Here is a 12,024-nt window from a genome sequence, read left to right as displayed (position 1 = left end):
CATGGATAATCCCGTTCTCTGGACGTTGATCTCCATCCAGATATTCATGGGCGCATTCGATACGCTCGTGCACCATGAAGGCAGCGAGCGCCTGGCTTGGCGTCCGTCGCAGAAAACCGAACTGCGGCTGCACGGTGTGCGAAACTTCTTCTACGCGGTGATCTTTCTCTGCTTCGGCTGGCTGGAACCGCATGGGGTCTTCACCATGCTGTTGACGGCAATCCTTGTCGCCGAGGTGCTGATCACGCTTTGGGATTTTGTCGAGGAAGACATGACCCGAAAGCTGCCATGGACCGAAAGGATCAACCACACGCTGCTGGCCTTGAACTATGGTGCGATCCTGGTCCTGGCCGCGCCGGTTCTGTGGCAATGGTCGTTCCTCCCCAGCGCGCTGGTGCCCGTCAGCTACGGCTGGTGGAGTGTGCTTTCCACGGTTTCGGCGCTTGGTGTCGGGCTCTTCAGCGCGCGGGACCTGCTTGCTGCAGCGCGCAGCGACAGGCTTGGTGGTCCAGATCCGGCGGGACTGGTTGCAGCCCTGCCACCGCGCCGGCATATCCTCGTAACGGGCGGCACCGGGTTCATAGGTCAGCGGCTGGTGGAAGCGCTGGTGAGAGGCGGCCATTTCGTCACGGTTCTCACGCGAGACCTCCGCAAGGCGGATGACCTGGAACACCCTGTCCGTGTGATCACCAGTCTTGACCGGATCCACAATGCCGAGCGCTTCGATGCCATCGTCAACCTGGCAGGAGACCCGATCGCGAGTGGCTTGTGGACGAGCCGCAAACGCGACCGGATCATCGGCTCCCGTGTTCAGATGACCGAAGCATTGCAGGCACTGGTCGGTCGTCTTGACAACAAACCGGCTTGCCTGATCAACGGCTCCGCCATCGGCTGGTACGGTCTGCGCGGTGATGAAACACTGACCGAAGACGCAAACTTCGAACCTGCCTTCGTCCACGAAGTCTGCGAGCGCTGGGAACAGGCGGCACAAAAGCTGGAGCGGGACGGAGTGCGTGTCGTGCTCTTGCGGATCGGTCTGGTCCTCGGTGTCGAGGGTGGCATTCTGGCAAAGCTGCTGACGCCGTTTGAATTCGGTGGTGGCGGGGCGATGGGGTCTGGCCGCCAGTGGATGTCATGGATCGAGCGGGACGACTTGGTCCGTATCATTGCCCGCACGGTGGCCGATGAAAATTTGTCCGGACCCGTCAATGCTACGGCACCCGTGCCGGTTCGAAATGCGGAATTCACGAGCGCTCTGGCCAAGGCACTTCACCGCCCCGCATTCCTGCGCCTGCCTGCCTGGTTGTTGTCGACGGCGCTCGGCGACATGGGCCGGGAGACGATGCTGGCTGGCCAGCGTGTGGTGCCGGCGAAACTGGTTGCCGCAGGTTTCAGGTTTCGCCACCCGGAACTTGCCCCGATGCTGCAGATGATCACGGGCGCAAGGGCAGGCGCAGCGCGGGGTGAAGAACAAGAGGCCCGGTCATTGGCATAAGCGGATGTGACGAGACAAAAAGATCACGATCTGCGATCAAAAAGGGGGTGCCGGCAGACACCGGCTGCCCCAGCTCACGATCTCCTCTCGATCGTCATCCCGGACGAAGCGCAGCGAAGATCCGGGATCGGAGAGCCGAGAACTTTCCGTTGGCGGACAAAGAAGCTTTATCCGGGGCTCTCCGATCCCGGCTCGCGCTTCGCTTGGCCGGGATGACGATCGAGAGGGTGAGGAAGAAGGTAACGGGCAAAATTCCGGGCGAAGTGCGACTGAGAAGGAGACGATTTGCGGGCACATTCATTTGCCCCTCACTCAAATACAATTCACGTCAGAAGCGGACGCAATTCCGACTGGACCTTCAGGAGGGCAGGCAGAAACTCCGTTGTTGCCGTTTCCGGCGTGGCGGACGTGCTGCTGTAGCCGATATTCAGCGCCGCAATGGTGTGGCCGTGGGAATTCAGCACCGGAACCGCGATGGAGCACAGTCCGGGTTCGACTTCCTGATCGATCGTCGCGAACCCCTGGCTGCGGATACTGGCAAGTTCGGCCAGAATGGCGTCCACCCGGGTGAGGGTCTTTGGCGTCAGTGCTGTCAGGGTCATGGCTTCCAGCCTTGCCCGCGCCTCGCTCTCCGGCAGGGCGGCCAGCATGATGCGGCCCATGGAGGAGCAATGAGCCGGCAACCGTGAGCCCGGCATCAGCGCGATCGACATGACTTTCGTTCGGGCGGCCCGTGCCACATAGACGATCTCGTCACCGTCGAGGATCGACACCGACGAGCTTTCTCCGATCTGTTCCGACAGGCGGTCGAGCAGGGGTTGCACCACACGTGGCAAGGGCATCGTGGCAAGGCAGGCAGTCCCCAGCCGCAGCACCTGCGGCGTCAGGGTGAAATACTTGCCGTCCCAAATTGCATACCCGAGATGGGCCAATGTCAGAAGGCACCGGCGGGAGGTTGCCCGGTCGAGACCGGACGCGTTCGAGACTTCGGAGATCGACTGGCGAGGACGGTCTGCGGTGAAGGTTTCGATAACCTGCAAACCCTTGGCCAGGCCCCCCATGATGTCCCGTTCCGCAATCATTCGCCGGTCTCTTGCTGATATTGATTTGTGCGATATGTAAACAAATGAAACATATCGCACAAATCAATTGGACGAAAGACACCCGCCGTCGCTATCTCCATGGACACGACAAGGGGCGAATTCTGGTCGGCCTTGAGGTGTTGGAACCTTCCGCACTCAAGGCGCAGGCAGGAAGCTCCGGGCGTTGCCCGAAAAGGAGACAAAGATGGACAAGACGGTTTCCGACCTTGCTACCGCCGTGGCGGGGATCGAGGACGGCATGACGGTGATGATCGGCGGCTTCGGCGGTTCCGGATCTCCCATCGAGCTGATCCATGCGCTGATCGACCGCTATCGCGAAACGGGGCATCCGAAGGACCTCGTCATCATCAACAACAATGCCGGCAACGGCCATGTCGGCCTGGCTGCGCTCATCGAGGCGGGCATGGTCCGCAAGTTGATCTGTTCTTTCCCGCGCTCTGCCGATCCGGTGGTCTTTACCGAGATGTATCTTGCAGGCGGCATCGAGCTGGAGCTGGTGCCCCAGGGCACGCTCGCGGAGCGGATCCGCGCGGGCGGTGCGGGTATTCCCGCTTTCTACACACCGTCGTCCTACGGTACGGATCTGGCAAAGGACAAGCCCGTCGGCGAATTCGACGGCCGCATGTATGTGCAGGAACGCTGGCTGAAGGCGGATGTTGCGCTGGTGAAAGCCGAAACAGCGGATACCTTTGGAAACCTGACCTATCGCATGGCAGCCCGTAACTTCAATCCGCTGATGTGCATGGCTGCCGCGGAGGCCATCGTGCAGGCAAGCCGGATCGTCGAAGCGGGCGGGATCGATCCCGAGGTCGTCGTCACGCCGGGTATCTTCGTTCAAAAGGTCGTTGAGGTGGCCAATCCGCTGCAGGAAGAAGACCTCAACCGCGCCAATGCCGCCTATCCGCTGGAGGCCTGAGATGGAAAAGCTTTCAAACAACCAGATCGCCTGGCGTGCGGCACAGGATATTGCCGACGGCGCCTATGTGAACCTCGGCATCGGCTTCCCGGAAAAGGTCGCCCAGTTTCAGCCAGAGGGACGCGAGGCGATCTTTCACACCGAGAACGGACTTCTGGGTTTCGGCCAGGCCCCGGAGCCTGGTTCGGAGGACTGGGACCTGATCAACGCCGGCAAGAAAGCCGTCACGTTGAAGCCAGGCGCGGCCTTTTTCCACCATGCCGACAGCTTCGCGATGGTTCGCGGCGGTCATCTGGATGTGGCCATTCTGGGCGCTTATGAAATTGCCGAAAACGGCGACCTCGCCAACTGGTCGACCGGCCCCAAGGGTGTGCCTGCCGTCGGCGGGGCGATGGATCTCGTGCATGGTGCCAAGCGGGTTGCCGTTATCACCGACCACGTCACCAAGAACGGCCAGCCGAAACTGGTCAAGCGCTGTTCGCTGCCGCTCACCGGTGTTGGCTGCGTCACTCGTGTCTATACCAGCCTTGCGGTGATCGATATCGAGAACGGCCGCTTCGTGCTGCGTGAAAAACTGCCCGGACTGTCGCTTGAAGATCTTCAGGCGGTGACCGGTGCTGAGCTTCTTGTTCCCGGCGCTGTCGCCGATCTTGTTGTTCCCGAGGTGTGAAATGGCTGAAGCCTTTATCTGCGACTATATCCGTACGCCCATCGGCCGCTTCGGCGGGGCGCTGTCCTCCGTCCGCGCCGATGACCTTGGCGCCATTCCGCTGAAAGCGCTGATGGAGCGTAATCAGGACATGGACTGGGCGGCGGTTGAGGAAGTCTTTTTCGGCTGCGCCAACCAGGCTGGTGAAGACAACCGCAACGTGGCGCGCATGAGCCTGCTGCTTGCCGGGCTGCCGGAAACCGTGCCCGGCACCACGTTGAACCGCCTGTGCGGTTCGGGCATGGATGCGGTCATCAGCGCGGCTCGGGCCATCAAGGCGGGTGAAATGGAGCTGGCGATTGCCGGCGGCGTGGAATCCATGTCCCGCGCTCCCTTCGTCATGCCCAAGGCGGAAACAGCGTTTTCACGCCAGAACGAGATTTTCGACACCACCATCGGCTGGCGTTTCGTCAACCCGCTGATGAAGAAGCAATACGGCATCGATTCCATGCCCGAAACCGGCGAGAATGTTGCCGAAGACTATGCCGTCTCCCGCGAGGATCAGGACGCCTTTGCCCTGCGCTCGCAAGAAAAGGCGGCGGCAGCACAGGAAAACGGACGTCTGGCACGGGAAATCACGCCGGTGACCATTCCCCAGCGCAAGGGCGATCCGATTGTCGTCGACAGGGACGAACATCCGCGCGCAACCTCGCTGGAAGCTCTGGCCAAACTGCGGGCACCCTTCCGCGAAGGCGGCAGCGTCACCGCGGGCAACGCGTCCGGCGTCAATGACGGTGCGGCAGCCCTGATCGTTGCGTCCGAGGCAGCGGTCCGCAAGTACGGTCTGACGCCGATCGCCCGCATTTCCGGCGGTGCGACGGCAGGTGTCGAACCGCGCATCATGGGCATCGGCCCGGCACCGGCAACTAAAAAGCTGTGCGAACGGCTTGGCATCAAGCCGACTGATTTCGATGTCGTCGAACTCAACGAAGCCTTCGCAAGTCAGGGCATTGCCGTTCTGCGCCAGCTCGGAATCGCCGAGGATGCACCCCACGTCAATCCGAACGGCGGTGCCATCGCACTCGGGCACCCGCTCGGCATGTCGGGCGCACGCATTGCCGGCACGGCTGCTCTGGAGCTGCAGCAGCGCGGCGAAAAGCGCGCCCTTGCAACAATGTGCATCGGTGTCGGCCAGGGTATCGCGATCGCGCTCGAAGGCGTCTGATCGTCGGTCTGCAATTGTCAGGTGGAACGGCCGGGCATCATGCCTGGCCGTTTCGCTATCTGCTCCTCAAGGATTGAGGACGATCACCTTGGTCTGACCGCCATTGCAGGTGTAGCAGCAGTTGGAACAGCGATTGCGGTTCTTGTAGCCCACGCCCCAGTAGAGATTGTTGCGATTGCGCACCCAGGCGCCATAGCAGACCTTTTCGCCGCGCTGGCAGGATATGTTGATCGTCTTCGTCGAAAAGTCGTCGAGCACGTAGATCTTCTTGTTGCCCGGCCAGACGTGTCCGCGGCGGGTATCGGAATAAAGTTCCACATCGACAATGTTCGGATGTTTGCTTTCGAACCGCCAGTGCAGTGTTTCCGCTGATGCCGGCAAGGTAGCGGTGGCAAAATAAACAAATGAGAACGCCAACAAGACGGCGCTCAAAAGCCCCTTACGCATAATACTTCCCCCAAAGTATCCCCATGAAAAGCTGCGCCGGACCATTGTGCTGAATGGATATCTGGCAGCTCGCGCAAATAATGGGGCCTTTTTGAAGAGGATGGCAAGCAGGCGTTGCCAATTGCAGTGTTCAGACAGTGGTTTGCAGCCAGTCCCGAAAGGCGGCCACGGGGCGGGTCAAGGTGCGGGCGGGCGAGCGCACAAACCAGTATCCGGTCTCCAGTTCAACCAGTTTCCAGTCCGGCATGATCAGGTGCCCCGCCTCCAGTTCCTGGGAGACGAAGCGTCTGTCGATCACGATCGCGCCCATGCCTGCTATGGCAGCCTGGATGGCAAGATCCCGGCTCTGCAGCACGGTTCCCGATTTCGTGTCCGAATGGCTGAGCCCGGCCTCCTCCAGCCAGCGCACCCAGTCGCCACGCCGCGAGGCGCTGTGCAGAAGTCTGAGGCCGCTCAGAACGGATGTGTCGGTGGCATCCTTGCCACGCAGCAGGCCGGGTGCCAGGGCCACCGCCAGGTGTTCCTTCCACAAGAGGTGGCTCTCGACACTCGGCCAGTTGCCGGTCCCCAGCCGTATGGCGCAATCGTAGTTTTCGCGATCAAGATCAACCATGCGAGTGGACGCGGACAACAGCAGTTCCACATCCGGTTGGCTCGCCTGGAAATCCGGCAAGCGGGGGATCAACCAGCGGGTGGCAAAGGTCGAGACGGTGCTGATCCTCAGCTCCGTCCGGCCGCGCCGGCGGAAGCTGTCGACAGCCTCTTCGATGCGGTCGAAGGCATCGCCCATGCTCAGGGCCAGGCGCTGTCCTTCTTCTGTCAGGGTGAGCCCGCGCCCATCCCGGTTGACCAGCGTCGCACCAAGCTCGTTTTCCAGCTTGCGCATCAGGTGGGACAGCGCCGAAGGCGAAACCCCGAGCTTTTCGGCCGCAAGCGACGCACGCCCGTGGCGGGCCAGCAGGGAAAAGGCATGTAGCGCACGCAGGGACGCCATGGTCGATCTCCGGAAAGTTGAATATTATTCAATAATGAACCCCGGAGACCCTGTCGAGATGGGTCAGGCTTTTTCGGCGGAACTTTCCCTTTTCGGCCTGTTCACAAGCGTGACCAGTACAAAGGAAATGATCATCAGAAGCACCCATGCATTCAACTTTGCGATTGAAACCAGTGTCCATGCATCGGCCTGGTCGGGGTACTGCCAGGCGCGGGCGAAAGTGCCGATATTTTCCGCAATCCAGATGAACAGGGCGACCGGAAAAAAGCCCAGCACCAGCGGCATCTTGTGCCTGTAGCGGAACACCGAATAATGGACCCAGGTTCGTCCAAAGAGCAAAAACAAGAAGACGAAAAGGCCAACCCGCAGGTCGATGATGAAATGGTGGCTGAAGAAATTCACGTAGATCGCGAGCGCGAACAGCCATGTGGTCCACAAGGGCGGATAGCCGCTATAGGCGAAGTGGAAGATCCGGGAAACGCGGGCGAGATAGCTGCCGACGGAGGCATACATGAACCCGGTGAACAGGGGCACGTCACCGATGCGGAACAGGCTTTCCTCCGGATAGATCCAGGACCCGGCGGAGGTCTTGAAAATCTCCATGACCGTGCCGACCACATGAAAGATCAGGATGATCCTGGCTTCGTCCAGCGTTTCCAGACGCGTGGCCAGCATTGCGATCTGAAGACCGAGGGCCGCGAGAAACAGGAAGTCGTAGCGACTGAGTGCGGCGTCTTCCGGATAGACGAACCGCGTCAGAAGGATGATTGCGAGCAACAGGCCGCCGAAGATGCAGGCATAGGCCTGCTTCAGGCCGAAGGCGAGAAACTCCGTCGCCGCCAGACCGAACAGGCCCTTGCCGAAGATCGGACGCAGCCTGTGCAGGAGGTGATTTATGAGCCTTTCCGTTCCGGAGCCTGGACGGGAGGGGGTATGTAGAGGTTGGACGATCCCGGTGGGTAACATGTAACGCCTCAGCTGAAGATACCGGCCGGTCCGCAAGCGGCCGGCAGGTCTTCTATGCATCTGGCGATGTGCAGGAACTGTGCAGGGCCTTCACAGTTTTCTGCAATATTGCGGGCTGACCTGCGGTCGGGCGCTAGCTGATGGCGCCAAGCACGGCCTTCAGGAAACCGGTCAGTTCGTCGGTGACGAAATCCACATGCGGATAGGGTTCGCCTTCCATGTCCCAGGTTTCCTGGAACACGTCCCGCGTGCCGGTCGGCAGGATCAACGTCGTGCACATGCCAAGCGCATGCGGCACGCTCAGGTTCTTGGCCAGGTCTTCAAACATGGCAGCACGTGCCGGCGCGACGCCGGTATGTGCCAGGAAACGTTCGTAGGTGACCTTGTTGGGTTTGGGCACAAGATCCGCCGAGACGATGTCGAAGATATCCTCGAAATGATCCGCGATGCCGAGCGCAGCCGCCGTGCGTTCCGCATGTGGGCGGTCGCCGTTGGTGAAGATGAACTTCCGGCCCGGCAAGGCCTCGATCGCGGCTGCAAGGTCCGGATCGGGTTTCAGGGTCGAATAGTCGATATCATGGACGAAACGCAGGTAATCGTCCGGGTCGATGGCGTGGTTGGTCATCAGCCCGCGCAGGGTCGTGCCGAACTCGTGATAGAGTTCCTTCTGATGCGCCATTGCCTCATCGGGCGGCAGGTTCAGGATCTTCTGCACATAGCGCGAGATTTGCTCGTTGATCTGCGGGAACAGGTCGCTCTCGTGCGGGTAGAGCGTATTGTCCAGATCGAAGACCCAGGCTTCGACGCCTTTGAAGATCCTCAGGTCGCGGCGATGAGCCTGCGGGCCCTCGTGGGGCAGGGGGCGTTTTCCTGTCACGGGCGGATCAACGTCCCTGCGCCGCCGTCGGTGAACAGTTCCAGCAGCACCGCGTGCGGCACCTTGCCGTTCAGGATGACAACGCCTTCAACGCCGCGGTCCAAAGCTTCGATACAGGTTTCGACCTTGGGGATCATGCCGCCGGAAATGGTGCCGTCGGCAATGAGCTCATGCGCCTTGGCAACGCTCAGCTGCTTGATCAGGTTGCCGTCCTTGTCGAGAACGCCAGGCACGTCCGTCAGGAACAGCAGCCGTTTGGCGTTGAGCGAGCCTGCAATGGCGCCGGCAGCGGTGTCGGCGTTGATGTTGTAGGTCTCGCCGTCTTCGCCCGGGGCGACCGGGGCGACAACCGGAATGATGTCTTCCTTGAGCACCAGCTTCAAAACGGTCGGGTCGACCTTGTCCGGTTCGCCGACGAAGCCGAGATCGAGAACGCTTTCGATGTTGCTGTCCGGATCAACAACGGTCCGGGTCAGCTTGCGGGCGGTCACCAGGTTGCCGTCCTTGCCGCACAGGCCGACCGCGCGGCCGCCTTCGGCATTGATCAGCTGGACGATTTCCTTGTTGATCGAACCGGCAAGAACCATCTCGACCACTTCGACGGTGGCCCTGTCTGTGACGCGCAGACCGCCCTTGAACTCGCTGACGATGTTCAGCCGCTGCAGCATCTTGCCGATCTGAGGCCCGCCGCCATGAACCACCACCGGATTGACCCCGGACTGGCGCAGCAGCGTGATGTCGCGCGCAAAGGCCTGGCCGAGTTCCGGATCGCCCATGGCATGGCCACCGTATTTCACGACAACGGTCTTGTTGTCGTAGCGCTGCATGTAAGGCAGGGCATGGGCAATGATGTTGGCGCGTGTGGCGGTGTCAGGCGTGGTCATGGAACGGAAATACTCACCGTGGCTGGGAAAACGTCTCGCGAAAGTCCCCTGCTATAGCCGGTTTGAAGTGGCTTCACAATCGGCGCAGGAGTGACGGGTCACTGGGTGGCCAGAAGAAACAGCTCCGCCCGCAGTTCGTCGACACCGCGGTTCTTTTCCGAGGACGTGGCCAGAATCTCCGGATGGGCGGCGACCCGTTTGCGCAGGATGGCCTTGGTGTCCTCGATGAGGCGAACGAGTTGCGGCGGTTTGATCTTGTCGGCTTTGGTCAGCACGACCTGATAGACGACGGCTGCCTTGTCGAGCAGTTCCATCGCTTCGAGATCGTTCTTCTTGATGCCGTGACGGCTGTCGATCAGAAGGATCACGCGGCGCAGGTTCGGCCGACCGCGCAGATAGGAAAACACCAGCTGGGTCCAGGCTTCCACCAGTTCCTTGGGCGCCTGCGCATAGCCATATCCCGGCATGTCGACAATCGTCAGCGGCGTCTCGGGAGCAATGAAGAAGTTCAGCATCTGTGTCCGGCCCGGGGTTGCCGAAGTCCGGGCAAGGTCCTTGCGTCCGGTCAGCGCGTTGATCAGGCTGGACTTGCCGACGTTCGACCGTCCCGCAAAGGCGATCTCCGCTCCGGCCGCTTCCGGCAGGTTGGCCATGTCGGTGACGCTGGTGAGAAAATCCCACGGACGGCAGAACATCAGCCGGCCGGCTTCGAGGTCTTCATCGGAATATTTTTGTTCTTCGCTCATAAGCGCCTTCTACCCTGCCTGAAAGCAACCGTCACTAGTTTTGGCGTGCGGGTTCAAGCCTGCAACCCCGCAAGGCGCACCCATTTGAAAGGGACGCCTTGCAGGTCTTTTGGTCCGCACGGCCGGACTGTTCGGATCAGGCGCTGTTTCGTTTGGCATCACACTCACCGCCCAACCCTGTCGTGGCCGCCTCCAGGGCCTCGATATCCGCGCCGCGGATCGCATCGAGGTTCCGGGAGATCGTCTCGGCCGGCCAATCCCACCAGGCGATTTCAAGCAGCCGTTCGATAGTGGCTTCATCAAACCGGAGTTTTACCACCCGGGCAGGATTGCCGACCACCACCGCATAGGGCGGGACGTCGGACGCGACCACCGCGTGCGCGCCGATGATTGCCCCGGAGCAGATGGTGACGCCAGGCATCACCGTTGCATTGGTTCCGAACCAGACATCATGTCCGATAATGGTATCTCCCTTCAGGTGGTCGAAAATGGTCGCAGGATCGAAGCCCTGTTCCCAACCGTTTTGGAAGATGTTGAAAGGGTAGGTCGAAAAACCCGTCATGGCATGGTTGGCACCACTCATGATGAACGTCGTTCCCTGCGCCAGCGCGCAGAACTTCCCGATCTTCAGCCGGTCGCCGACAAAGTCGAAGTGATAGCGCACATTGCGGCTTTCAAATTCGGCCGCGTGGTTTTCATCGTTGTAATAGGTGAAGTCGCCCACTTCGATGGTAGGGCGGGTGATCACGTTTTTCAGGTAAACCGTGTGCGGTTCGCCGTTGAAGGGATGGAGCGTATCGGGGGACGGGCCGTGCATGGGGCCTCCTTAAAAGCAAGAAAACAAGGGAAACTGGAAAACGCGTGTCGGACGCGGTTGACCTGCCGGTGAGCGGCTTCGCCTTGCGGATCAGGTCTTGCTTTATCGGATCATTGGTCCAGGCACTCCAAACGGGATCGGTTGAAAGACGCGAGAGCCTCGCGTCAAGGGTCGGGATAAAAACACGAGGTTCCGGCGCCGGTCAAGGTGGAACCTTTTAGGGCTTGTCTATTTGTCCCTGCAGCCTTCCAGCCAGACGTCGCCATTGTCCAGCGGTGTGCAACTGCCGGCAACCAGGCGTTCGATCCGCGCAACTCGGTCTTCAAGTTTCGGATCGTCTTTTCCAAGATGGTATGTGGACGGAGCGATAAGGACCGCGACAAGGGAGAGAAATTCCCTCTCGGAAAGCTCTGCCGGAGCTTTCCCGTAAATGGCATTGCTTGCCTTGAAGAACCCGGTCATCCAACCGTCGGGCCCATGGCCCATTTCCAGGGTGTCGAGCCAGAGAGCCAGAATTTCCTGCTTGGTAAGCTCATGTTCCAGCCCGATTGCGTAACCGGTCTGCCGGATCTTGGCGATACCGGGCTGGAATGTTTCGAAACCGACGCGTTTGGCAAGCGATTGGGTAATTGTGGTGAGACCGCCTCCGGCACTGGATAGATCAACACCGGAATGGTCCACAAAGCCGGGATCCTCGACCTGCAGCAATTTCGCAAGTTGCCTTGGCCCAAGATCGACACCGCCTCGGCCGCCGGCAATCAGCCTGTCGGCGCGCGGACAGGCGAAAGGCATCGGCTCGGGCATCGAGATAACCGGCAAATCCGTAAACAAAGGCGGCGGCAGTCAGAAGCAGGACGAGGGCGGAAAGGATTTTGAGCACGCGCAAGGGACACCTCCGGAAATAT

General features: G+C 60.5%; 13 protein-coding genes. 4 read left to right on the top strand and 9 right to left on the bottom strand.

Translation table 11 applies throughout. The features are described from left to right. Position 1: 1 nt before the first annotated feature. Positions 2–1,495, top strand: a complete 1,494-nt coding sequence (locus tag ACP90_RS24155; RefSeq protein WP_062490473.1) for a TIGR01777 family oxidoreductase — start codon at positions 2–4, stop codon at positions 1,493–1,495. Between the two features lie 323 nt (positions 1,496–1,818). Here ACP90_RS24155 and ACP90_RS24150 read toward each other — a convergent pair whose 3' ends face one another. Next, the gene (locus ACP90_RS24150; protein WP_062490472.1) at positions 1,819–2,577 is read right to left on the bottom strand and encodes an IclR family transcriptional regulator C-terminal domain-containing protein; all 759 of its coding nucleotides are present in this window, start codon (positions 2,575–2,577) and stop codon (positions 1,819–1,821) included. Between the two features lie 205 nt (positions 2,578–2,782). Between ACP90_RS24150 and ACP90_RS24145 the strand changes: the two genes are divergently transcribed. From ACP90_RS24145 to pcaF, 3 genes are read left to right on the top strand one after another with little or no spacing between them, the layout of a single operon-like run. Beyond that, positions 2,783–3,514: a 3-oxoacid CoA-transferase subunit A gene (locus tag ACP90_RS24145; RefSeq protein WP_062491943.1), complete on the top strand. Its 732-nt coding sequence runs from the start codon at positions 2,783–2,785 to the stop codon at positions 3,512–3,514. Between the two features lies 1 nt (position 3,515). After that, positions 3,516–4,184 (top strand): 3-oxoacid CoA-transferase subunit B, encoded by a 669-nt coding sequence (locus ACP90_RS24140; protein WP_023002267.1) that lies wholly within the window; start codon positions 3,516–3,518, stop codon positions 4,182–4,184. Position 4,185: 1 nt separating this feature from the next. Beyond that, positions 4,186–5,388, top strand: coding sequence for a 3-oxoadipyl-CoA thiolase (pcaF, locus tag ACP90_RS24135; RefSeq protein ID WP_062490470.1), 1,203 nt, complete (start codon positions 4,186–4,188; stop codon positions 5,386–5,388). Positions 5,389–5,454: 66 nt separating this feature from the next. Here the strand turns inward: pcaF and ACP90_RS24130 are convergent, their stop codons facing one another. The 8 genes from ACP90_RS24130 to ACP90_RS24095 all read right to left on the bottom strand — a co-directional run bounded on the left by ACP90_RS24130 (position 5,455) and on the right by ACP90_RS24095 (position 11,923). After that, positions 5,455–5,835: a hypothetical protein gene (locus tag ACP90_RS24130; protein ID WP_208993397.1), complete on the bottom strand. Its 381-nt coding sequence runs from the start codon at positions 5,833–5,835 to the stop codon at positions 5,455–5,457. Positions 5,836–5,965: 130 nt separating this feature from the next. Next, positions 5,966–6,829, bottom strand: a complete 864-nt coding sequence (locus ACP90_RS24125; protein WP_023002264.1) for a LysR substrate-binding domain-containing protein — start codon at positions 6,827–6,829, stop codon at positions 5,966–5,968. Positions 6,830–6,892: 63 nt separating this feature from the next. Next, positions 6,893–7,795: a DUF817 domain-containing protein gene (locus ACP90_RS24120; RefSeq protein WP_062490468.1), complete on the bottom strand. Its 903-nt coding sequence runs from the start codon at positions 7,793–7,795 to the stop codon at positions 6,893–6,895. A gap of 133 nt (positions 7,796–7,928) precedes the next feature. Beyond that, positions 7,929–8,672, bottom strand: coding sequence for a pyrimidine 5'-nucleotidase (locus tag ACP90_RS24115; RefSeq protein ID WP_023002262.1), 744 nt, complete (start codon positions 8,670–8,672; stop codon positions 7,929–7,931). Continuing rightward, on the bottom strand, positions 8,669–9,556 hold the full coding sequence (gene argB / locus ACP90_RS24110) for an acetylglutamate kinase (RefSeq protein ID WP_062490466.1): 888 nt from the start codon (positions 9,554–9,556) through the stop codon (positions 8,669–8,671). The genes ACP90_RS24115 and argB overlap by 4 nt, the downstream gene beginning before the upstream one ends. A gap of 98 nt (positions 9,557–9,654) precedes the next feature. After that, on the bottom strand, positions 9,655–10,302 hold the full coding sequence (yihA, locus tag ACP90_RS24105; protein ID WP_023002260.1) for a ribosome biogenesis GTP-binding protein YihA/YsxC: 648 nt from the start codon (positions 10,300–10,302) through the stop codon (positions 9,655–9,657). Positions 10,303–10,438: 136 nt separating this feature from the next. Next, entirely contained in the window at positions 10,439–11,119 is a 681-nt protein-coding gene (locus ACP90_RS24100; RefSeq protein WP_062490464.1) for a CatB-related O-acetyltransferase, read from the bottom strand. 228 nt (positions 11,120–11,347) lie between these two features. Further along, the gene (locus ACP90_RS24095) at positions 11,348–11,923 is read right to left on the bottom strand and encodes a transglycosylase domain-containing protein (RefSeq protein WP_201030426.1); all 576 of its coding nucleotides are present in this window, start codon (positions 11,921–11,923) and stop codon (positions 11,348–11,350) included. Between the last annotated feature and the right edge of the window lie 101 nt (positions 11,924–12,024).

It is taken from the genome of Labrenzia sp. CP4 (genome assembly GCF_001579905.1).
Taxonomy (GTDB): domain Bacteria; phylum Pseudomonadota; class Alphaproteobacteria; order Rhizobiales; family Stappiaceae; genus Roseibium; species Roseibium algicola.
The sequence above is the reverse complement of the archived record's forward strand: the minus strand, read 5'-3'. Positions and strand labels throughout refer to the sequence as shown.